Here is a 21,806-nt window from a genome sequence, read left to right as displayed (position 1 = left end):
CCCCGAACTACACATAGCGGCGCAACAGGTCCTCCTCGGTCTCGCGGCGCGCGATCGGCCGTGCCACGCCGTCCTTGACCGCCACGACGGGTGGCCGGCAGACCTGGTTGTAGTTCGAGGCCAGCGCGTGGTGGTACGCGCCCGTCGCCGGTACCGCGAGCACGTCGCCCGCGTGGACGTCGGCCGGTAGTGGCACGTTCTCGGCCAGCACGTCGCCGGCCTCGCAGTGCCGTCCCACGACGGTCACCGGCCGCAGCTCGCCGCCACGGCCGACCAGCCGGACCGCGTACTTGGCGCCGTACAAGGCAGGACGGGGGTTGTCGCTCATCCCACCGTCGACAGCCACGAAGGTGCGGTTCACGCCGTGCTTCACCGCGCAGACCCGGTACAACGTCACCCCCGCGTTGGCGACGATCGACCGGCCCGGCTCGATCAGCAGCTTCGGCACGGGCACGCGGTGCAGCGCGCATTCGTAGTTGAGGGTGGCGCGAACTCGGTGCGCGAAGCCGAAAAGATCGAACTCCCGCTCCCCCGGCAGGTACGGGGCGCAGAAGCCGCCGCCCAGATCGAGCTGGCCGACGCGGACACCGCAGGAGGCGATCAGGCCGACCATGCGCCGCACGGTTTCCTCGTAGGACACGACGTGCCGGACCTGCGAGCCGATGTGGCAGTGCAGGCCGACGAGCTTCAGCGAGGGCTGCTCGACGACCCGCAGAATCGCCTCGAGAGCGGCGCCGGAAGCCAGGGAGAAGCCGAACCTCTGGTCCTCGACGCCGGTCGCGATGGCGGCGTGCGTGCAGGCGTCCACGCCGGGCGTCACGCGGATCATGACCTCCTGACCGTGCCGCGCGAGGGCGCCGAGCTGGGCGATCTCGTCGAACGAGTCGACGACGATCCGCGAGACCCCGTACGCCAGCGCGGCCTTGAGGTCCTCGCCGGTCTTCACGTTGCCGTGCAGGAGGATTCGCGACGCCGGGAAGCCCGCGGCTCGGGCGAGGGCGAGCTCGCCGGCCGAGGACACGTCCAGGGAGAGGCCGAGCGAGGCCATCCACCGGTAGATCTCGGGGCAGGGCAACGACTTGCCCGCGAACACCACCTCGGCTTCCGGCAGCGCGGAGACGAAAGCCCTGGCGCGGGAGCGGACCGTAGCCTCGTCGAGCACGTGGCACGGCGTGCCGAACTGGGCGGCGAGGCGCGTCACCGGGACTCCACCGATCACCAGGTCCGCGCCGGAGGAGCGGGTTCCGTCCGGCCACAGACCCTCTTCCAGCACCGGCTCGGTGGCACATCCGATGCTGGGCAACAACTCCGCGAGCGTCATGGACCCAGTGCACGCCCGGCGGCACCGCATTCCCAGGCCTCGGACGGAACCCTGACACCGGCGAGCCCCGCTTTGACGGAATCCTGACGAGCGCGGTGGCCCAGTTCACAGCTCCAGCCGGTAGCCCATTCCCGGTTCGGTGATCAGGTGACGGGGGTGGGCCGGGTCGGCTTCCAGCTTGCGACGCAGCTGGGCGAAGTAGACGCGCAGGTACTGGGACTCGTTGACGTGCATGGGACCCCACACCTCCTGCAGCAGCTGCTTCTGCGAGACGAGACGCCCGGGATTGCGGGCCAGGATCTCCACCAGACCCCACTCGGTCGGCGTCAGGTGGACTTCGCGGCCGTCTCGCCGCACCTTCTTCACCGCCAAGTCGACGACGAACGACGACGTTTCGACGACCGGGTCTCCCCCATCTCGTGCCAGCCCGCGCCGCACGGCTGCCCGCAGGCGTGCGAGCAGCTCGTCCATGCCGAACGGCTTGGTCACGTAGTCGTCGGCGCCCGCGTCCAGAGCCTCCACCTTGGCCGCCGAGTCGGTGCGGGCGGACAGGACGATGATCGGGATCGTCGACCAGCCGCGCAGGCCCGCGATCACGTCCACGCCGTCGATGTCCGGCAGGCCGAGGTCGAGCACCACGACGTCCGGCTTGCCTTCCACCGCGACACCGAGGGCGGATTTGCCGTCGTAGGCCGTCATCACGTCGTAGCCCCGCGCGCTGAGGTTGATCCTCAACGCACGGACGATCTGCGGTTCGTCATCGACCACCAGCACTGAGGTCATGGTTTCTCCACGTAGGCGGGCAACGAGATCGCCGCCGGTAGTGAAGTGACGGTGAGCCCGCCGCCGGGGGTGGCGTCGCGCTCGCCGAGGCGGTGGAAGGGGGCGAACACCTTGCCGCCCGCCTGCTTCTGCGGGCCGGTGCCGTGGTGGACGACCCGCGGCTCGACGACCGAACCGTGCCGGCTCGCGCGGATCGCCACCGGCGACGGGTGGCCGTGCCGCAGGGCGTCGTGCACCACGTTCGCGATCACACGTCCCAGCGGCCCCAGATCCACGAGCACGGAAGGTCCTCGCCTCCGGGCCGCACCACCTTGCGCGGCTCCACGTCGAGGTCCTCGAGGAGCTGAGCCGTCTTGTCCCGGCCTTGGGTCTGGACGAGCCACGACCACCTCGGTGCCGTGCTTCCGGCGCCGGTGGGCCTCGCCGAGCACAGCGAAGGTCCTGCCGACGCCGGGAGCGGCGCCGAGGTAGATCCTCAGCTCACCCCGGCGACCGTCAACCGGCGGCGTCGATGGCACGGTTCAACGCCGTCACGTTGACGGTGGTGGTGAAGGTGCCGTGAGTGCTGGCGGCGACCAACTCCCGCACCTTGTCCACCGGCAGCCCGGACGCGCGCGCCACGCGGGGCACCTGCAGCGCCGCGTACTCCGGGCTGATGTCGGGGTCGAGGCCGGACGCCGATGCCGTGACGGCGTCCTGCGGCACCTGGTCCCCGGCAACGCCTTCGCGCTGGGCGATCTGGGCACGGCGCTCGGCGACGATCCTGGTGTAGTCCTCGTTCAGCTCGCCCTTGTTCGACCCACCGGACGCGGGCAGTGTCGCGGCGGACGGGCGCGGCACGAAGTACTTGTCGCCTTCCCGTGTCACCGCGACGAGTGTGGTGTCGGTGGCCTCGGCGTTGGCGTGCAGGCCGGGGATTCGGGACACGCCCCACACCGCGGCCGGGTAGGCCACTCCGAGGATCACGGTCAGCGCCAGCAGGATGCGAAGTCCTGCCCACGACTGCTTCAGGAAGTTGTCCATTGGTTCAGCCGATCCCGGGGACGAGTCGTACGAGCAGGTCGATCAGCCAGATCCCGGCGAACGGCGTCACGATGCCGCCGAGGCCGTAGATCAGCAGGTTGCGCCGCAGCAACGCCGACGCGCTGGACGGCCGGTAGCGCACACCCTTGAGCGCCAGCGGGATCAGCGCCACGATCACCAGCGCGTTGAAGATCACCGCCGACAGGATCGCGGACTGCGGCGTGGCCAGGTGCATGACGTTGAGCTTGTCCAGCGCCGGGTAGATCGCGGCGAACATCGCCGGCAGGATCGCGAAGTACTTCGCCAGGTCGTTCGCCACGGAGAACGTCGTCAGCGCACCACGGGTGATCAGCAGCTGCTTGCCGATCTCCACGATCTCGATGAGCTTGGTCGGGTCCGAGTCGAGGTCGACCATGTTGCCGGCCTCCTTCGCGGCCGACGTGCCGGTGTTCATCGCGACGCCGACATCGGCCTGTGCCAGAGCGGGCGCGTCGTTCGTGCCGTCACCGGTCATCGCGACCAGCCGGCCGCCCTCCTGCTCCTTGCGGATCAGGGCCATCTTGTCCTCGGGCTTGGCCTCCGCGAGGAAGTCGTCCACGCCCGCCTCGGCCGCGATCGCCTTGGCCGTCAACGGGTTGTCGCCGGTGACCATGACCGTGCGGATGCCCATCGCGCGCAGCTCGGCGAAGCGTTCCCTCATGCCGGGCTTCACGACGTCGCTCAGCCGGATGATGCCGAGGACCTTGCCGTTCTCCGCCACGACGAGCGGGGTACCGCCCTGCGCGCTGATCTCGTCGACGATCTCGCGCGCCGTGTCCGTCAGCTCGAACGCGGACGCCGCGCCCTTGCGGATGACCCGGTCGTCGAGGTCGATGCCGGACATCCTGGTCTGCGCGGTGAACGGCACGAACTCGCCGGTCTTCTCGTGCGCGCTCGCGGGTTCTCCGCCCGCGAGCTCCAGGACGCTGCGGCCTTCCGGCGTCTCGTCGGCGAGGCTCGCGAGTCGTGCGGCCGCGACCAACTGCGCTTCGGAGGTCGAGCCGACCGCGATGAACTCGGTCGCGCGGCGGTTGCCCCAGGTGATGGTGCCGGTCTTGTCCAGCAACAGCGTGTCGATGTCACCGGCGGCCTCGACGGCCTTGCCGGAGGTGGCGAGCACGTTGCGCTGCACCAGCCGGTCCATGCCCGCGATGCCGATGGCGCTCAGCAACGCGCCGATCGTGGTGGGGATCAGGCAGACCAGCAGCGCGGTCAGCACGATCACCGGTTGCTCGCCGCCGGAGTAGATCGCGAACGGCTGCAGCGCCACGACCGCGAGCAGGAAGATGATCGTCAGGGTGGACAGCAGGATCGTCAGCGCGATCTCGTTCGGCGTCTTCTGCCGTTCCGCGCCCTCGACCAACGCGATCATGCGGTCCACAAAGGACTCGCCTGGCCTGGTCGTGATCCTGACCACGATCCGGTCGGACAGCACCGTCGTGCCGCCCGTGACGGCACACCGGTCGCCGCCGGACTCCCGGATGACGGGCGCGGACTCGCCGGTGATCGCCGACTCGTCGACGGTCGCGATGCCGTCGACGACGTCGCCGTCGCCGGGGATCACCTCGCCTGCCTCGACGACCACCAGGTCGCCGATCTTCAGCTCGGTGCCCGCGACGACGTCCCCGTTGACGAGCCTGGCGACGGCGTCCTTCTTGGTCCTGCGCAACGAGTCCGCCTGCGCCTTGCCGCGTCCTTCCGCGACGGCCTCGGCGAGGTTCGCGAACAGCACGGTGAACCACAGCCACACCGCCACCGCGATGGTGAACACGCTCGGGTCGCCCACCGCGAACACAGTGACCAGCACCGAACCCACCCACACGACGAACATGACGGGGCTGCGCAACTGGTGGCGCGGATGCAGTTTCCGCAAGGCCTCCGGGACGGCCGAGGCGATACCGGGCTTGGCGTGCGTCACTGCAGTGCCTCCGCGATGGGACCGAGGGCGAGAGCGGGAACGAAGGTCAGCGCGGCGACCAGGACGATCGAGCCGGTGAGCAGGGTCGCGAACAGCGGTCCCGTGGTGGGCAGCGTGCCCGCCGTGACCGGCACCTTCTTCTGTGCCGCAAGGGATCCGGCCAGCGCCAGCACCGCGACGATCGGGATGAACCGGCCGAACAGCATGCACAGGCCGAGCGACGCCTGGAACCAGTCGCTCGTCACCGTGATGCCGGCGAACGCGCTGCCGTTGTTGTTCGAAGCCGACGCGTAGGCGTAAAGGATCTCCGACAGGCCGTGCGCGCCGGGGTTGTTGAGTACTCCTTGCGTGCTCGGCAGAACCGCCGCGATTCCGGCGCCGATCAGCAGCACCGTCGGCATCGCGAGGATCGACACCGCGGCGGCCGTGACCTCCTTGCGCCCCAGCTTCTTGCCCAGGTACTCCGGTGTGCGGCCGACCATCAGACCGGCCAGGAACATCGCGATGATCGCCATCACCAGGATGCTGTAGATGCCCGTGCCGACACCGCCCGGCGTCATCTCGCCGAACAGGATGTTCAGCAACGTGCCGCCGCCTCCGAGCCCGGTGTAGCTGTCGTGCAACGAGTTGACCGCGCCGGTCGACGTGCCGGTGGTGGCGTCGGCGAAGATCGCGCTGCCGGGGACGCCGAACCGGAGTTCCTTGCCCTCCAACGGCCTGAGCCCGCTCGCCTCCGCGCCCCAGATCACCGCGAGCATGGCGGTCCAGATGACACCCATGACGCTGAGCAGCACGTACCCCTGTTTGTTCTGACCGACGAGGCGGCCGAACGTGCGGGTGAGCGCGACCGGGATCACGAGAATCAGGAAGATCTCGAAGAGGTTGGTCCACTCACTGGGGTTCTCTAACGGGTGCGCCGAGTTCGCGTTGAGGACGCCGCCGCCGTTCGTGCCGAGCTCCTTGATGGCCTCCTGGCTGGCGACAGGCGCGTTCGCGATCGCCTGGCCGTCAACGTCCACACCGGACTTGAGGCTCATCGTGACGCCAAGCGCGATGAGGACCAGTGCTGCCACGAACGCAATCGGCAGCAGGATCCGGAGGGTGCCGCGGGTGAGGTCGACCCACAAGTTGCCGAGCCGGTCGGTCCGATGCCGGACGAACCCGCGGATCAGGGCCACCGCGACCGCGAGACCGACGGCCGCCGACACGAAGTTCTGCACGGTCAGGCCGATCATCTGCACCGTGTGGCCCATGACGGCTTCCGGCACGTACGACTGCCAGTTCGTGTTGGTCACGAAGCTGATCGCCGTGTTGAACGCCATGCCCGGCGGGACGTTGCCGCGGCCGAAGTCGAACGGTAAGAGGGCTTGCGCGCGTTGGAGGACGTACAGGAACACGATGCTGACGAACGAGAAGCCCAGCACGCCATACGCGTAGGTGCTCCACTTCTGCTCAGCGTCCGGGTCGATCCGCGCGAACCGGTACACGGCCAGTTCGGCTTTCGTGTGGCTCTTGTTCTCGAACACGCGGGCCATGTGGTCGCCGAGGGGCCGGTGCACGACCGCCAGGGCCGCGACGAGGATGCCGGCCTGCAGCAGGCCGGCCACGAGAGGTGACATCAGAACTTCTCCGGCCTGATGAGTGCGATGAACAGGTAGACGATCAAGGCGAGCCCGATCACGCCCGCGATGGCGTTCGCGACGAGACCCGTGCCGCTCACAACTTCTCCAGTCCACGCACCGTCAGGCCCAGCACGACGAAACTCCCGATCAGCAGCAACGCGTAGGCCAGGTCGGCCATGACGCCGCTCCCTTCAACGACAGGTTTTCTTGATGACGCCCGGCAGCGTGCAACACGAAATGCCTGATCAGGCGGTGCCTGACAGCGTCCTTACGGCGTTGGGGCCGGCCCTTACGCGTTCTTGACGCCTGGGAGACCTGGGTCTCATCCGGATGGGGCCTGTCGCGTGACCTTCCGTGAGATCGTCGGTTGCGTGACGCGAGCTGGGGTGCTTTCCGCGGTCGCCGACGTGCTGCCTGCTTCAGGCCTGGTCGGGGTGGACGGAGTCGACGGTGCGGGCAAGACGACGTTCTGCGACGAGCTGGCGTCGGTGCTTCGCGCGCGAGGCCGTGACGTCGTGAGGGCGTCCGTGGACGACTTCCACCACCCGCGACGGATCCGCTGGCAACGCGGCCGGACCTCGCCAGAGGGCTTCTTCCTGGACAGCTTCGACCACGAGCGGTTCGTGGAGTACCTGCTCAGGCCGTTCGCCGCTGGGAAGCCGTTTCGGCGCGCGAGCCACGACCTGGCCTCCGACGAGTACGTGTCCCCGCCCGCCGAGGTGGCGCCGCCGTCCGCGATCCTGCTCGTGGACGGGATCTTCCTGCACCGCGACGAGCTCGTGGACCACTGGGACTTCTCGGTGTTCCTCGCGGTCGAGTTCGCGGTGTCGGTGGCGCGCATGGCTGTTCGCGACGGCAGTCCGTCCGATCCGGATGATCCGCGCAACCGCCGTTATGTCGAGGGGCAGAAGCTCTACCTCGCCCAGTGCACGCCGGCGGACCGGGCCAGCCTCGTGGTCGGCTGGTAGATCGACCCCCAAATCGTTACCCGGAGTGATAACGCCTGGTCGCCTCGATACGACTTAGCAGCCACAGCGTCCGAACGGCGTAACGAGGAGACCGCTATGGCGACCACGTTCTGGGCTTGGCTCGTATCCGCACTCGTCATCGTCCTGCTCGCGGTGGTGATCCCCGGCAGGCTTGGCGCGCAGAGCGTGCTGCGGGACGCGCGTGGCCGGTACAGCCTCTCGCGGCTTCAAGTGATGTTGTGGACGGTGGTGCTGCTGTCGCTGATCAGCGGCATGGCGTTCGGGCGGTTCGCGGCCGGGCAGGTCGACGTGGCCGGGTTCCAGATCCCGAGCCAGGTGCTGTGGTTGCTCGGCATCTCGGTCGGGTCCGGGGTCGTGGCGGCGGCGGTCAAGGTCGTGAAGAGCACGAACCATCCGGAGTCGGTGGCGGCCTACCCCATGGGCCAGGAACGCGGGCGGTTGTGGGAGATGCTGACGGCCGAGGAGGGCGCGTCGGCGGGCAAGTCCATCGACCTCGCGAAGTTCCAGAACTTCGTCATCACGGTCATGCTGGTGCTGCTCTACATCGCGCAGGCGGTCTCGGCGCTCAAGGCCGTGGACAACCCCGCGGGCATCGCCGGGCTACCCGCGTTCTCCGACGCCTTCCTGGTGCTGCTCGGGGTGAGCCACGCCGGGTATCTGCTGGGCAAGATGCCGTCGCCGGTCGGCATTCCGGAGGGCGGGACCATGGCGGAGCGGCTCGCTTCCGCCGCATCGGAGGCGGAAGTGTCGAAGACCGTCCCCGAGGTGCGCACCGCGTGATATCTACTCGCCCGTGATCGAGCGAGTGCGCCGCGAAGAGACGTGGCACCGGGAAGCAGTGGACGTCTACCCGGATCCGTACAAGATCGTGCGGATCCAGTTCCCGGTCGTCGAGGAACTGCGGGACACGCCGCGGGAGACGTGGCCGCAGCGCAACGCCTTGCCGACGGCGCTGGGGTTCCTGGCCGAGACGTTCAAGGACGCCGGCTGGCACGACCTGGCCGTGCGCGTGCTCCAGGAGATCCTGGAGATCGTCCGGGCCGACCACGACCGGGTGAGCGTGCGGCGGGCGTTGACCGACCTGCACGAGAACCTCGTCAAGCTGGAGCGGTACGAGGAGGCGTTGCCGGTCGCCGAGGAGGAACTCGCGCTCGCTCTCGAACTGGCGAGGCCCGGCAGCTACGACCTGGAGATCGCCAACAGGACCTGGTCCTCGATGATCAGCCTGCTGGGCAAGCTGGGCAGGCACTCCGACGCCGCCCGCGCAGCCAGCGAGGCGGTCGAGTACGCGCGCGGGCAGAAGAAGGTCAAGGACGGCCCGCCAGAAGGCTATCCCCTGGCCCACGCGCTGTTCCAGTACGCGCGCCGGCTGAAGGAGATCGGCGAGTACGAGCAGGCGATCGACGCGGCCGCCGAGGCCGCGGCGTTCTGGCAGCGGCGGAACACGCTCGCCACCGCCTACGGGGTGCTCGACGAGCTCAGCCTCATGCAGCAGCGCATCGGGCGGATCGAGGACGCCCGCGCGTCCCACGCCGCGGCGGTGGCGGACTTCCGCAGGCAGGCGAAGTCAGGTGACTGGACGGTCCTCAGCAACCTCGCCGGCGCGTTGAACAACCACAGCAACCGGCTGCACAACCTCGGGTTCGACGAGGAGGCCGTGCCGGTGGCCCAGGAGTCGGTCGACCGCTACCGCTCCCTGATCGCGGCGACCGAACGGGAGGACACCGCCAAGAAGGTGGAGCTCCGGCTCACCACCGCGCTCTGCAGCCTCTCCAGCCGCCTGCACGACGTCGGACGGCTTGACGAATGTTTCGCCGTCAGCGACGAGGCCATCGCGCTCGCCACCAAGCACGACGACCACGAGCAGCTCGCACTGGCGTGGACCAACCGGGCCAGCGCTCTGATCTCGCACCGCGCCTACGCCGAGGCAGCCGAGGCGGCGGCGAAGGGGTTGGAGCTGTACGTCGACGCCGAGGACAAAGCGATGGCGCGCAACACCTTTGCGCTGGCGTCTGCCCACTTGGGACAGTTCGACGTGGCATTGGAGGCGTCACTGCGGTCGGTCGCCGAGTATCGCGAGTGGTACGCCGGCGACCCGTACGAGTACACCTACCTGCTGGCCGACGCGCTCACCGACCACGCGTTGATCCGCGTGCTGCGGGCCGAACGCGCTGAGGCCGAGGCCGCGATCGCCGAATCCCTTCTCCTGAAGGAGGAACTCGTCGCTCGCAACCCCGGCCGTTACCAGCGGGAGCTGGACCGCGCTCGAAGAGTCGCGGCTCAGATGTAGATCACTTGCCGCTGCGGTACGCCGTCCAGGCACTCTGCATGCGAGTGTTCTGGCCAGGCGTGAACTGGTTGTAACAAGAGTCGAAAGAGTAGTCCATATAATTGTGAATCGGATCGACACCCGAGGCCGTGCACGAGTCGCGGCCGGTCGGGCAGCCTGAGCTCGCGCTCTTCTGCGCCGGGGTGTCCGCGACCTGGTCGCCCGTCGTGGAGCAACCGCCCTGGAAGGTGTGCCAGAGGCCCATCCAGTGGCCGGTCTCGTGCGTGACGGTCTTGCCCAAGTTGTAGTTCGGCGTCGCACCACCAGGAACGCTGGCGTAGTTGAAGACCACGCCGTCCATCTTCGGGTCGCTCGAGTAGTCGCTCGGGAACGTCGCGAAGCCCAGGTAGCTGGTGTTGGTGGACCACAGGTTGAGCGTGCTCGCCCCGCCGACACGGGTCGAGGTCTTCATCTCACGCTCGATCGCCGCGTCGTCCACATTGGCGAACCACGCGTTGTTCTCGTGGCGCAAGGTCGACTGCAGCATGAACTTGAACCCGGTCTTCGCCGCCTGGCTCGACTCCGAGCCGGCGAAGCCCTTGTTGAGAGCCGTGATCTGCTGGGTGATCGTGGCGTCGGTCAGGTTGCCCACACCACCATCGCCGGTGACGACGTGGAACACCACGTTGATCGTGCCGCCCGCCGCCAGCGCGGACAGGTCGGTGCGCTTGTTCGCCTGCTCCTTGACCTTCTGGAGCAGGTCGGCGTTGACCTGAGCGACCTTGGCGTCGGAGACCTCGTTGCGCTCCCGGCCGTGGCTGCCGGGCAGCGCACGAGCCGCGGCGTGCTCGTCCACACACGACGTCGAACCGGCGACGGCCGTGGCGGGCGAACCGCCGAGCAGGGTGATCGCGCCCGCCGCGAGCATTCCGGCCGCGAGGGCCGACTGGGCGCGCTTTCTCGTTTGGAACATTCAGCTTTCCTCCATGCAGGGTGGAGGAATAGTGACTCACGGACGGTCCTTTGTGGATCTTGACGTATTCACAGAATTCGATGTTGTTCGACAGGCAGACCGGTCCACCAGCGGTTGAAACGGCGGTAGACCTGCGGTTCCCGGTCGCCGAGGAACTTGTGCAGCGCCTTGGCTTCCTCCGCGAGGTCCGCCCATTGGTCCTCACTCAGGGCGTGGAAGGCGGACGCCTCGATGCCGCCGTTCTCGTTGGGGCGCCAGACTCCTGCCACATGACCGTCAACGAGAAGTGTCGGCAATGTGTCGCCGTTGTTGCGGATCACGAGCTTGCGGTACTCGTGCGGGATGATCCGGCTGCGGTCCGCGTAGGCGAGCAACGTGCTGTCCCACATGGCCATCAGCCGTGGTGGCGCCGGGGTGTCTTCATCCGGGATTGTCCGATTTGGAACGTCGTAGTAGTCGCCGTCGCGGACCAGGTCCAGCAGTTCCAGCGCTTGCCGGATCGAGGTGCGCGGCAGCATCGTGAACTGGTTCATGTCCGGAATGGTCGCGGGCCCGAAGCCGGTGAGGTAGCGGCGCAGCATCTCGGCGAGCGCGGCCATCCGTTCGCGCGGCTCGATCGCGACCGTCTGGAAGGACAGCTTCGGTCCGTACGACCACGGGCCCCCGGTCGGCATCCGCACGAGCGGCGCGTAGGACGCCAGCGCCCACCAGATTCCCGGCTCACCCACGTCGCCGACGTGCGAGTGCAGCAGAGCCTCCAGCTCCGGCTTGGTCCTCGGTTCGGCCGCGAACTCCAGCATGTGCCGCAGCACCTCGTCGGCGCGCTCGATCGTGAGGCCCATCGCCTTGAACCGCTTGTCGTGCAGCCGGGACGCCCTCAACGCGGGCAGCATCGCGTGGTGGAAGACCTCGTGGTCGCGGACCGTCACGGCGTGCAGCGTGATCCGCATGAGCGTGGCCTTGCGGATCACGCCGCTCGCGAACGCCTCGTCCAGGTCCGCCGGGTCGAAGCCGCTCATCCGGTTCCACAGCGCGATGTAGGGCGAGCAGGGCTCCTGCGCCTGGATCGCGACGACCTTGTCCACCGCCGTCAGCAGGTCCACCGGTTCGCGCTCGAGCAGCATCTGCCGTTCGAGCGTGGCGCGGTTCAGCTGGCGTGCGGTGTAGGTCATGCGGAGATCCTGGCTCACCTCAGCTTCGACGGCCACCAGATTCGCCCGCCGATGTCCACCGACAGCGCCGGCACGAGCAACGACCGCACCAGCAACGTGTCCAGCAGGACTCCGAACGCGACGATGAACGCGATCTGCGTGAGGAACAGGATCGGCAGCACGGCGAGCGCGGCGAACGTCGCGGCCAGCACCACACCGGCCGACGTGATCACGCCGCCGGTCAGGCTGAGGCCGCGCAACGTGCCCTCGACCGTGCCGAGTCTGCGGGTCTCCTCGCGGACACGGGTCATCAGGAAGATGTTGTAGTCGATGCCCAGTGCCACCAGGAACACGAACCCGAACAGCGGCACCACCGGGTCCGCGCCGGGGAAGTCGAAGACGTGGTTGAACACCAGCGCCGACACACCCATCGTCGCCGCGAACGACAGCACGACGGTCGCGATCAGCAGGACCGGTGCGAGCAACGACCTGAGCAGCAGCGCCAGCACCAGGAAGATCACCACCAGCACGATCGGGATGATCAGCAGCCGGTCGTGCTCGGACGTCTTCCTCGTGTCCAGCAACGTGGCCGTCTGACCGCCGACCTTCGCGTCGTCGATGCCGTGCACCGCCGCACGAATGCGCTCGACCGTCGCCACGGCAGCGTCCGAGTCCGGGGCGTCTTTGAGCGTGGCCTCGATGCGCACCAGGCCTTCCGCCGTGCCGCTCGGCCGGACGTCCGCGACGCCGTCCACTTTGGACTTCTGCAGCAGTTCGGCGGTCCTGGTCTCGGCGGCGACGATGACCGTCGGTGAGCCGGTGCCGCCGGGGAAGTGCCTCGACAGCACCTCCTGTCCCGCAACGGACTCGACCTCGGTGAGGAACACGTCGGACTGCGAGGTGCCGGACGCCTTGAGCTGTGGCAGGAACGCGGCACCGGCGAGCAGCACGAGCGCCGTGACGATCCAGATCGCGCGCGGCTTGCGACGCACTGTGTCCGCCACCCGTCCCCACAGCCCGCTCGTCTCCGGGTGCGGCGAGCCGAACTTCGGCGCGAACGGCCAGAACGCGGCCCGACCGGTCAGCGCCAGCGCCGCGGGCAGGAACGTCATCGTGGTGAGCAGCGCGGCGCCGATGCCGATGGCCGCAACGGGTCCGAGGCCCTTGTTCGAGTCGAGGTCGCTGAACAGCAGGCACAGCACGCCGAGGATCACCGTGCCGGCCGACGCCGCGATGGGCTCGACCGTGCCGCGCCAGGCCGTGCGGATGGAGGCGTACTTGTCCTGCGTGTCTCTCAGTTCTTCACGGAACCTCGCCACCAGCAGCAACGCGTAGTCGGTCGCCGCGCCGAACACGAGGATCGAGAGAATGCCCTGGCTTTGGCCGTTGAGCGCGAGGATGTCGTTCTTGGCCAACAGGTACACGACGAAGCTGGCCAGGCCGAGCGCGAACACCGCTGACACGAGCACGACCACGGGCAGCAGCGGACTCCGGTAGACGACCAGCAGGATCAACGCGACCACCGCGCCCGCGACGACCAGCAGCAACCCGTCGATGCCGCCGAACGCCTCGACGAGGTCGGCGACCTGCGCGGCCGGACCGGTCACGAGCACCGTCAAGCCTGGTGGCGCACCACGCGTGCCGTCGCGCAGCTGCAGGACCGAGTCGCGGACCTCCTTGGCCGGGTCGAGCAGCACGACGATCTGGGCGGCCTCGTTGTCGTTCGGCGCAGGGATGACCGGTGATGCCTGGAAGCCCTTGCCGCGGTTCGCGAGGTACGTCCTGTCCTGCTCGGTCAGCCCGCCCTTGCGTTCGACCAGGACGATCGCCGGGATCGCGTTGCTGCGCTGGAACTTCTTCTGCAGCTCGGCGACCTGCGTGGACTCGGCGGAGTTCGGCAGGAACGCGCTGCTGTCGTTCTCCGAGACCTCCGACAGCTTGCCCGCGTACGGACCCGTGAACCCGCCCAGGGCGAGCCAGACGACGAGCAGCACCCCGGCCAGGACTCGCATCATCAATCCTTCGATCGTCGAATCATTCGATGGCCGAACTGTAAGCTGGCGTCGTGAGCGATGCAAGTGACTACGAACTGAGCATGCTGGTGCGGGCGCTGGTGATGGAGTCGAACCGATTCCTGGACATCTTCAGCGCGTCCCACTCGTTGCACCCGACCGACATGACAGCGCTGAACCTGATCATGACGGCCCGCTTCCCCATGACACCGGGCGCGCTGGCCAAGGCCCTGAACATGAGCGCGTCGGCGACCACTTCGGTGCTGGACCGGCTCGAGCGCGCCGGTCACGTCGTGCGCGACCGCAGCCCGGAGGACCGCCGCCGCGTCGAGCTTCGCGTGCTCTCCGCGGCGACGGCCGTGGCCTCGGCGTTCTTCCAGCCGCTGGCCGTCGAGTTCTCCTCGGCGTGGTCGTCGCTCAGTGCCGCGGACCGCGAGGTGGTGGCGCGGTTCCTCGCGGCGACGACCTCGGCGACCACGCGGGTGCTCGACGCGGTTTCAGATCCGGCGTCCGCACACGAGGAGTAGGAGCTCCTGGGCCGGTCTGCGGACGGGCTCGCCCTCGCCGAACGTCCAGTCCAGGTCGGTGGCTTCGAGGCGCTTGTTCGCGAGGTCGGCGCCGAAGTACTTGACGCTGCGCTGGGTCATGCCGTCGAGGACCAGCCGCAGTCTGTCGTGCGGCACGGTGCGGTCGAGTCCGAGCGCGACGGTGATGTCGAGGCCGTGGATGACGTCGTGCGAGAGGGCTCCGGTCGGGCCGCCGCCGGGCGGGGTCCAGGGGTGGTCGGCGTTGGCCTTCAGCACGCTGACCAGCTCGTTCGTGGACAGTGCCGCGGCGTCTTTCCTGGCCATCCGGTCGGCGGCGTGGTTGAACCGGCCCGCGGACTTGGCGATCTCCTTGAGCACGCGTGCCGGTGAGCTGTGGAACGGGAGCGTCGTGTGGGCGATGACCTCCTTGACGCGCCAGCCTTCGCACAGGCTCGGTGCGTCCCACTGCTCTGCGGTGAGGGTGGCGAGGAGTTCTGCCTGGTCACGGCGTTCGGCCGCGATCGCGGCCCTGATGTCTGCGGTCATGGTTGTTCCTACGAGCCGGCCGACGGAAACTCATCGGTCCGCGTAGGGTCCATTTCTGTGATCGAGACGCTGGAGCCGTTCCGGATCGAGCTGACCGGCTACTGCTACCGCGTGCTCGGCTCCGGTTTCGAGGCCGAGGACGCCGTGCAGGAGACGCTCGTGCGTGCGTGGAAGGCTTACGACAGTTACGACTCGTCGCGCGGTTCGCTGCGCACCTGGCTGTACCGGATCGCCACGAACATCTGCATCGACATGCAGCGGTCGGCTCAGCGGCGTGCTTTGGCCGTCGACCTGGGCCCTTCCGGTGGGGAGATCGGTGCTCCGCTGCACGAGCGGGTGTTCGTGCAACCTGTGCCGGATGCTCTGGTGCTGCCCGAGGACCAGGCGATTCGCAAGGAGACCGTGCGGCTGGCGTTCGTAGCTGCTCTGCAGCACCTGCCTCCTCGTCAGCGCGTGGTGCTGATCCTGCGGGATGTGCTGGCGTGGCAGGCTTCCGAGGTCGCTTCGTTGTTGTCGATCACGGTGGCTTCGGCGAACAGCGCGTTGCAGCGGGCTCGGTCCACGTTGCAGGCCGTTGATCCCGGGGAGCCGCTGAACCCGGCCGATCCCGTGCAGAAGGCGCTGCTCAGCCGGTACTGCGAGGCGTTCGAGCGTCACGACGTGCGGACGCTGGTGGCGTTGCTGCACGAGGACGCCACGTTGTCGATGCCGCCGTTCAGCTGGTGGTTGCGCGGGCGCGGGCCGATCTCCCTGGCGTGGAACGACCCGAAGGCGGCGTGCAAGGGTGCCTGGCTGGAGCCGGTCCAGGCCAACGGGTCGCCCGCCTACTGGCAGATGCGGCCCGGGATGGGCCGGCCGTTCGGGCTGGTGTTCATCGACGTCCGGGACGGGCTGGTCACCGGGACGACGACCTTCCTGAACGTTCCCGAACTGCTGCCGCTCTTCGCTTAGGCTGGTGCCGTGATCCGGATCGTGTCGTCGGACGAGGTGCCGTGGGAGGACGTCGAAGCGATCTTCGACGGGTCCGAGCCGAGCAAGTGCCACTGCCAGCGCTACAAGGTGAAGGGCTGGATCTGGCGCGACTCGACGCTGGACGAACGGGTCGCCGCGCACGCCTCGCAGTCCGCTAGGGGCAGCGGGCTGGTGGCCTATGTGGACGATCAGCCCGCCGGGTGGGTGGCGGTCGAGCCGCGGTGTGACTACGCGAAGCTGCTCGGCATGCCCATTCCGTGGAAGGGCCGTGACGAGGACAAGGACGACGACGGCGTGTGGGCCGTGACGTGTTTCGTGGTGCGCAAGGGGTTCCGGCGGCAGGGGCTCACCTATGAACTGGCGGCGGCGACGGTCTCGCATGCTCGGGAGAACGGTGCTCGGGCGGTCGAGGCGTATCCGATGATCGCGGCGCCAGGCCAGAACGTCACCTGGGGCGAGATGCACGTCGGCGCGCGGCAGGTGTTCGAGGATGCCGGGTTCGTGCAGGTCACGCACCCGACCAAACGACGATTCGTGATGCGGGTGGACTTCTGATGGACTTCTCCTTCTTTGAAGAGATCGTCATCCCGACCTCGCGGGGCGCCGTTCCGGCGCTGGTCGCGGGTGAGGGGCCGATCGTCGTGTGCTGGCACGGCTTTCCGGACCACCCGGCGTCGTTCTCGCCGCTCGCCTCACGGCTCGTGGCGGCGGGCCGGAGGGTGGTGGCGCCGTTTCTGCGCGGACATCACCCGTCGACGTTCGACTCGCTGCCGTTCAGTGACGGGCTGACATTGGCGGCCGATGCGGCTGCTCTGAATTCGGCGCTGTCTCCTGAACCGCTGGACGTGATCGGCCACGACATCGGTGCTGGAGTGGCCGGGCGGCTCGCGGCGGTGTGGCCGGAGCGGGTGCGCCGGGTGATCACGATGTCCGTGCCGCCGCCTTCTGCGTTGCGGACGATCTTCGACGATCCCGCGCAGCAGAAACGGTTCTTCTACCTGTTCATGTTCCAGGTGCCGGGTGTCGCGGAGAGTCTGCTGAACGACACGCTGATCGAGTACCTGTGGCGCACCTGGTCGCCCGGTCTCGAGGTGCCGTCCTATGTGCGCGCGATGTACGCGGATCCTTCTTTGCGGGCCAACGCTTTGAAGCTGTACCGGGCGAATTTCGACCGTTCGTTGCACGACCCCGAACTGGCCTCGCTGGCCCAGGTCGCCCAACAGCCCGCTTCCGTTCCGCTGCTGGTGCTCGCGGGCTCGGAGGACGGCTGCATCACGCCATCGAACTACGACGACGTCGCCACGAGTCTCGCCCCTGGTTCGCGGGTCGAGATCGTGGCGGACGCCGGCCACTTCCTGCAGCTAGACCGCCCCGACGAGGTCGCGGCGCTCGCGCTTGACTGGCTGAGCTGACTTGCGGATGCGGCCCCACGGCTTGAACACCGACAGGATGTAGGCGAACAGCAGCAACGTCGGCGCGACGACAACCGGCGGCATGAGCCCGGCCGGAACCGCTGCGGTCGGGTCGCCCGCCAGCATCAGCGCGCCGACGCGTGCCGCCTCGGCCACGCTCGGCCGCAGGGCGAACGCGATGAGCAGCGACATGCCGACGTTCACGACCAGCTTGACGGCCACCCACCAGTAGCGGACGAGCCCGTACTTGCTGCCGAGGCCCAGGACCACGCCCGAGATCATGCAGACGACACTGGCCCCGAACATCGGCCAGATCGCGAAGAGGTCGATCGCCCGGATGGCGACGCCGGCGACGTTCACGTCCTCTGTGGACCGTGCGACGACCACGCAGATCCCGAGGGCGAGGTCGATGCCGAGCCACGCCGCCGCCGACAGGACGTGCACGAGCAGCACGGCCTTGCGGGCGCGGCCGCTGAGCTTGCGGGTGGTAGTCATCGCGGTGGGCTCCTTCTCTCGTGGTGTCGCTTCTTACCTTCGCGGGCACGAGGGGGCGCTTCATCCGCTCACGCTCTGATCTCGCGTACGTCAGATTGCGTACGCGGCTGGGGTGGGGTGCGTTGGACAGCACGGCTTCGCCGACCCGACGCGGTGGGTGAGCTGGCACATCTGCGCGGCGACCTGGGAAATTCGGGTCAGCCGCCCGGCGTGACGATTCCCTGTTCGTAGGCGAACACCACCGCGTGCGTGCGGTCGCGCAGCCCGAGTTTGGCGAGGACGCGCGACACGTGTGTCTTCACCGTCGTCTCCCCCAGGAACAACGAGGCCGCGATCTCCGCGTTCGAGGCGCCCTTGGCCAGCTCCACCAGCACCTCGAACTCGCGGTCGGTCAGCGACGGCGGCCGGGTTCGTTCCTGCTTCGCCGAGCTGAACCGCGCGATCACCCGCCGGGTCACCTCGGGCGACAGCAGTGCGTCGCCTCTGGCCACCACCCGCACGGACTCGACCAGGTCTTCCGGCGAGGCGTTCTTCAGCAGGAAGCCGCTCGCGCCCGCCTGCAGTGCCTCGAACAGGTAGTCCTCGCGGTCGAACGTCGTGAGGATGACCACCTGAGTGCCGTCACCTGCGGAAAGGATCTGCCGGGTGGCTTCGAGGCCGTCCATGCGCGGCATCTGGACGTCCATCAGCACGACGTCTGGCCGCAACGACGACACCAGCTCTACCGCCTGAAGGCCGTCGCCCGCCTCGCCGACCACCTCGATGCCCGGCTCGGTGCCGAGGATGACGCGGAAACCGGCGCGGACCAGGTCCTGGTCGTCGGCCAGCACGACTCGCAGGCTCACGCTGGTTCCTCCGAAGCCGAAGCCGTGGGCAGGGATGCGCGCACCAGATAGCCCGCTTCACGCCGTGGGCCTGCCTCCAGCGAACCGCCGTGCACCGCCAGACGTTCGCGCATCCCGACGAGACCGAAACCCACGCCCGTCGGAGCGGATCGGCCTCGGCCGTCGTCGGCGATCTCCAGTTCCAGAGCGCTGTCCAGGAACCGCATCCGGACGTCGACGTGGTGTGCGGAGGCGTGCTTCACGACGTTCGTCAAAGCCTCCTGCACCACGCGGTACGCAGACAGCGCGATGGCCGACGACACCTCTCGCGGCGAGCCGTAGACGCCGTGCGAGACCTCGATGCCGGCGGCGCGGGCGCTGTCGAACAGTTCCGGCAGGTCGTCCAAACCAGGTGCGGCGCGGAGATCCTGCTCGCCGTCGGCCCGCAGCACGCCGAGCAGGCCGCGCAACTCGCTGATCGCGGTCCGGGCCGTCTGCTCCACGGTCTGCAGCGCGTCGAGGGCCATCGCGGGGTCGGAGTTCAGGACGCGGCGCGCGGCACCGGCCTGGATGCCCATCACCGACACGTGGTGCGCCACGACGTCGTGCAGGTCGCGCGCGATCCGCATGCGTTCAGCCGCAATGGCTCCGCGCGTGTTCTGCTCCTGCGAGCGGCGCAGCTCCTCGGCCTGGAACTCCAGCTGCGCCTGGCGCCGGGCGGCCGTCCACGCCATCTCGCCCACCACGTAGGCGAAGACGAAGAAGAAGACGTTGAACTCCAGTCCATAGAGGACGTTGGCGAGCATCGGGTCCAGCGGTCCCGCGGCGTTCTTGAACGGCACCGCCGGGCCGATCAGGGCCCGCAGGAGGCTGAAGCCCAGCCACAGGAACATCGCGACGATCACGCCGATGCGCGACCAGCGCGCCACCACGCGGTTCTGCTCCCACGCGCCGACGGTGAAGATCGCGAGGAAGAGGATGGCGGACGGCACGAGGTTGTCGCCGACCTGCCGCCACTGCGCGGCGATGAACAACACCGACACCACGAGCATGACCGCCAGTGGGTAGCGCCTACGTAGCAGGAGCGGCAACGCCAGGACGAGCACCCACGCGAGCTGTTCGCGCAGGTCGGGAGCCCGGCCGAAGGCGAAGGCGCCCATGCTGTTGACCAGCACGGTGGTCTCGACCGCGCAGAGCAGCACGATCACGGTGATGGCGATGTCGCGCCGCCGTTGGGCGTGCGTCGGGCCGGGCCGGCGCCATTCGTTCCAGTCGGGCTCTTCCACCCGATCACGGTACCCGGCGCCAATTTCCATCGGGTGCCGAAGCTATTCACCCCCAGGGGTGTTTCGGGCCACAAAGTTGGACTGTTCGGGACCTGTTACTCAATACTGCGCGCTACCCACGAGTAACACACCCCTGCGACAAGGCTTGGAATGTCAATTCGTCAACTATTCTTGCCCGTCACCCTGCTACTCGGCGCGCTCACCGCGTGCGGGTCCGATGACCAGTTGCCAAACGCTGTTCGCACTGGTCCGGGCGTCTCTGCTGAATCGATCTCGCTCGGCGTGTTGACAGACATGACCGGCCCGTTCAAAGGGTCGTCGGTTTTCCGGATTCGCGGCTATGAACTCTATCTGGATGCTGTCAACAAACACGGCGGCGTGTGCGGGCGACGCATCGACCTGAAACAGAAGGACCACGCCTACGACGTGCAGAAAGCGCTCGACGGATATTTCGAGCTCGAGCCCAAGGTGCTGGGTTTCATCGACGTCGCGGGCCAGCCGATGACCGCCGCGATCGAGCCCGACCTCATGCAGACGCGGGCGCTGACCGTCCCCGGTTCGTGGGCGGCCTCCCTGCTCGGCAACCCGCACATGATGATCGTCGGCACCACCTACGACCTCGACATCATCAACGGCCTCGACTACTACAAGCGCAAGGGCGCACTCGCGGCCGGCGACACCATCGGCCACGTGCATCTGCGCGGCAGCTTCGGCGACAACGCCCTGGAGGGCAGCCGGTTCGCCGCGGAGAACTGGGACATGAAGGTCTCCGAACAGGCCGTCACCGAGACCACGGCGAACCTGGCCGAGCAGATCATCGCGCTGAAGGCGGCCGGCGCGAAGGTCCTCGTGCTGTCGCTGACCCCGCCGCAGACGGCGGCCGCGGTCGGCATCGCCGCGCAGCTCGGGTGGAACGTGCCCGTGCTGTCCAGCGCCGTCAGCTACGACCCGGCGATCATGGAGTCACCGGTCGCACCTGTGTTCGCCAAGCAAGTCCTGCTCACCTCGCCCGTCGCCCCGTGGGGCGCCGACGTCGAGGGCGTCCGCGAGCTGCGCGACAGCTACCACCAGCGTTTCCCCGGCGAGGAAGGCACCCTGAACACCGTGCACGGCTACACCGTCGCGATGGCCTACGTCGCCGTGCTGGAGAAGGCCTGCGCCAAGAAGGACCTCACGCGCGACGGGGTGCTGCGCGCGTTCCACGACACCAACAGCATCCCGGCCAGGGGGCTCACGGGCGAGCTGCGGTTCTCGCTGGTGGGACGGCCGTCCGCGACCCAGTCGTACATGTCGCGGCCGGACTCCAAGGTGCCCGGCACGCTGAAGGTGGAGGAGAACCTCTTCGAGTCGGAACTGGTGAAGCTCAAGGGAACGCGCGCCCGATGATCTAGTGGCGTGGCCCAGAACGTTGCCAGGCGAATTCGCGGTCAGACGGGTGCATCGTGGTGCCGCCCCCGCATCCTCATACTGGACGTATGGGGGTGCGGGGGCGGTGCCGCGAGGCGCCCTGCTGAGCGTGAATTACCCGGCCCACGTTCTGGGTCACGCCACTAGTGGTCACGCCCGTTAGTTCGTCGGGGGTTGCAGCCACGCGGTGTAGTCGTTGAGGTAGAGCCCGCAGGCGCAGTCGAGTGCTTCCTGCGG

22 protein-coding genes and 1 pseudogene are annotated in these 21,806 nt (G+C 68.3%); 8 read left to right on the top strand and 15 right to left on the bottom strand.

Translation table 11 applies throughout. The features are described from left to right. Positions 1-7: 7 nt before the first annotated feature. From lysA to kdpF, 8 genes and pseudogenes are all read right to left on the bottom strand, one after another. The gene (gene lysA / locus ABZ345_RS00115; RefSeq protein WP_359841265.1) at positions 8-1,321 is read right to left on the bottom strand and encodes a diaminopimelate decarboxylase; all 1,314 of its coding nucleotides are present in this window, start codon (positions 1,319-1,321) and stop codon (positions 8-10) included. A 105-nt stretch (positions 1,322-1,426) separates the two neighbouring features. Continuing rightward, positions 1,427-2,104: a response regulator gene (locus ABZ345_RS00110; protein ID WP_359841263.1), complete on the bottom strand. Its 678-nt coding sequence runs from the start codon at positions 2,102-2,104 to the stop codon at positions 1,427-1,429. Further along, the gene (locus ABZ345_RS00105; RefSeq protein WP_359841261.1) at positions 2,101-2,385 is read right to left on the bottom strand and encodes an ATP-binding protein; all 285 of its coding nucleotides are present in this window, start codon (positions 2,383-2,385) and stop codon (positions 2,101-2,103) included. The genes ABZ345_RS00110 and ABZ345_RS00105 overlap by 4 nt, the downstream gene beginning before the upstream one ends. A 29-nt stretch (positions 2,386-2,414) precedes the next feature. Beyond that, a pseudogene (locus ABZ345_RS00100) lies at positions 2,415-2,622 on the bottom strand (sensor histidine kinase KdpD); the annotation flags it as partial. Continuing rightward, entirely contained in the window at positions 2,600-3,127 is a 528-nt protein-coding gene (locus ABZ345_RS00095) for a potassium-transporting ATPase subunit C (RefSeq protein WP_359841259.1), read from the bottom strand. The pseudogene ABZ345_RS00100 and the gene ABZ345_RS00095, both read right to left, overlap by 23 nt. A 4-nt stretch (positions 3,128-3,131) precedes the next feature. After that, positions 3,132-5,084, bottom strand: a complete 1,953-nt coding sequence (gene kdpB / locus ABZ345_RS00090) for a potassium-transporting ATPase subunit KdpB (protein ID WP_359841257.1) — start codon at positions 5,082-5,084, stop codon at positions 3,132-3,134. Beyond that, positions 5,081-6,703 (bottom strand): potassium-transporting ATPase subunit KdpA, encoded by a 1,623-nt coding sequence (gene kdpA, locus ABZ345_RS00085; RefSeq protein ID WP_359841255.1) that lies wholly within the window; start codon positions 6,701-6,703, stop codon positions 5,081-5,083. The genes kdpB and kdpA overlap by 4 nt, the downstream gene beginning before the upstream one ends. Then, the gene (gene kdpF, locus ABZ345_RS00080; protein ID WP_359841253.1) at positions 6,703-6,804 is read right to left on the bottom strand and encodes a K(+)-transporting ATPase subunit F; all 102 of its coding nucleotides are present in this window, start codon (positions 6,802-6,804) and stop codon (positions 6,703-6,705) included. The genes kdpA and kdpF overlap by 1 nt, the downstream gene beginning before the upstream one ends. A gap of 273 nt (positions 6,805-7,077) precedes the next feature. Between kdpF and ABZ345_RS00075 the strand changes: the two genes are divergently transcribed. The 3 genes from ABZ345_RS00075 (at position 7,078) to ABZ345_RS00065 (ending at position 9,985) form a co-directional block, all read left to right on the top strand. After that, positions 7,078-7,674, top strand: a complete 597-nt coding sequence (locus ABZ345_RS00075; RefSeq protein WP_359841251.1) for a uridine kinase — start codon at positions 7,078-7,080, stop codon at positions 7,672-7,674. Positions 7,675-7,770: 96 nt separating this feature from the next. Next, complete coding sequence (locus ABZ345_RS00070) at positions 7,771-8,475, top strand: hypothetical protein (RefSeq protein WP_359841249.1); 705 nt, start codon at positions 7,771-7,773, stop codon at positions 8,473-8,475. A gap of 13 nt (positions 8,476-8,488) precedes the next feature. Further along, positions 8,489-9,985 (top strand): hypothetical protein, encoded by a 1,497-nt coding sequence (locus ABZ345_RS00065; protein ID WP_359841247.1) that lies wholly within the window; start codon positions 8,489-8,491, stop codon positions 9,983-9,985. A 1-nt stretch (position 9,986) separates the two neighbouring features. On the opposite strand, the gene ABZ345_RS00060 is transcribed toward ABZ345_RS00065, so the two are convergent. From ABZ345_RS00060 to ABZ345_RS00050, 3 genes are all read right to left on the bottom strand, one after another. Continuing rightward, positions 9,987-10,937 carry a zinc metalloprotease gene (locus ABZ345_RS00060; protein ID WP_359841245.1) on the bottom strand — a complete coding sequence of 317 codons (951 nt, stop codon included), beginning with the start codon at positions 10,935-10,937 and terminating at the stop codon, positions 9,987-9,989. A 68-nt stretch (positions 10,938-11,005) separates the two neighbouring features. Further along, a complete protein-coding gene (locus tag ABZ345_RS00055) occupies positions 11,006-12,109 on the bottom strand; it encodes a winged helix DNA-binding domain-containing protein (RefSeq protein WP_359841243.1) in 1,104 nt (367 codons plus the stop codon). A 14-nt stretch (positions 12,110-12,123) separates the two neighbouring features. Then, positions 12,124-14,100, bottom strand: coding sequence for an MMPL family transporter (locus tag ABZ345_RS00050; RefSeq protein WP_359842219.1), 1,977 nt, complete (start codon positions 14,098-14,100; stop codon positions 12,124-12,126). A gap of 53 nt (positions 14,101-14,153) precedes the next feature. On the opposite strand from ABZ345_RS00050, the gene ABZ345_RS00045 reads away from it, so the two are divergent. Next, complete coding sequence (locus ABZ345_RS00045; RefSeq protein ID WP_359841241.1) at positions 14,154-14,627, top strand: MarR family transcriptional regulator; 474 nt, start codon at positions 14,154-14,156, stop codon at positions 14,625-14,627. On the opposite strand, the gene ABZ345_RS00040 is transcribed toward ABZ345_RS00045, so the two are convergent. Continuing rightward, the gene (locus ABZ345_RS00040; protein ID WP_359841239.1) at positions 14,598-15,173 is read right to left on the bottom strand and encodes a maleylpyruvate isomerase family mycothiol-dependent enzyme; all 576 of its coding nucleotides are present in this window, start codon (positions 15,171-15,173) and stop codon (positions 14,598-14,600) included. The genes ABZ345_RS00045 and ABZ345_RS00040 overlap by 30 nt on opposite strands. Before the next feature lie 57 nt (positions 15,174-15,230). On the opposite strand from ABZ345_RS00040, the gene ABZ345_RS00035 reads away from it, so the two are divergent. Genes ABZ345_RS00035 through ABZ345_RS00025 form a run of 3 tightly spaced genes read left to right on the top strand, consistent with a single transcriptional unit; the run spans position 15,231 to position 17,557 of the window. Next, a complete protein-coding gene (locus ABZ345_RS00035; protein ID WP_359841237.1) occupies positions 15,231-16,124 on the top strand; it encodes an RNA polymerase subunit sigma-70 in 894 nt (297 codons plus the stop codon). Positions 16,125-16,133: 9 nt separating this feature from the next. Beyond that, complete coding sequence (locus tag ABZ345_RS00030; protein WP_359841235.1) at positions 16,134-16,700, top strand: GNAT family N-acetyltransferase; 567 nt, start codon at positions 16,134-16,136, stop codon at positions 16,698-16,700. Further along, a complete protein-coding gene (locus ABZ345_RS00025; RefSeq protein ID WP_359841233.1) occupies positions 16,700-17,557 on the top strand; it encodes an alpha/beta hydrolase in 858 nt (285 codons plus the stop codon). Before ABZ345_RS00030 ends, ABZ345_RS00025 begins: the two co-directional genes overlap by 1 nt. On the opposite strand, the gene ABZ345_RS00020 is transcribed toward ABZ345_RS00025, so the two are convergent. From ABZ345_RS00020 to ABZ345_RS00010, 3 genes are all read right to left on the bottom strand, one after another. Beyond that, the gene (locus ABZ345_RS00020; RefSeq protein ID WP_359841231.1) at positions 17,507-18,052 is read right to left on the bottom strand and encodes a hypothetical protein; all 546 of its coding nucleotides are present in this window, start codon (positions 18,050-18,052) and stop codon (positions 17,507-17,509) included. The two genes, ABZ345_RS00025 and ABZ345_RS00020, sit on opposite strands and share 51 nt — an antisense overlap. Positions 18,053-18,249: 197 nt before the next feature. After that, positions 18,250-18,897: a response regulator transcription factor gene (locus tag ABZ345_RS00015; RefSeq protein WP_359841229.1), complete on the bottom strand. Its 648-nt coding sequence runs from the start codon at positions 18,895-18,897 to the stop codon at positions 18,250-18,252. Continuing rightward, complete coding sequence (locus ABZ345_RS00010; RefSeq protein WP_359841227.1) at positions 18,894-20,162, bottom strand: sensor histidine kinase; 1,269 nt, start codon at positions 20,160-20,162, stop codon at positions 18,894-18,896. Before ABZ345_RS00010 ends, ABZ345_RS00015 begins: the two co-directional genes overlap by 4 nt. Positions 20,163-20,312: 150 nt before the next feature. Between ABZ345_RS00010 and ABZ345_RS00005 the strand changes: the two genes are divergently transcribed. Continuing rightward, complete coding sequence (locus tag ABZ345_RS00005) at positions 20,313-21,548, top strand: ABC transporter substrate-binding protein (RefSeq protein WP_359841225.1); 1,236 nt, start codon at positions 20,313-20,315, stop codon at positions 21,546-21,548. Positions 21,549-21,806: the final 258 nt, after the last annotated feature.

This window comes from Lentzea sp. NPDC005914, from assembly GCF_040629405.1.
Lineage (GTDB): Bacteria > Actinomycetota > Actinomycetes > Mycobacteriales > Pseudonocardiaceae > Lentzea.
The sequence above is the reverse complement of the archived record's forward strand: the minus strand, read 5'-3'. Positions and strand labels throughout refer to the sequence as shown.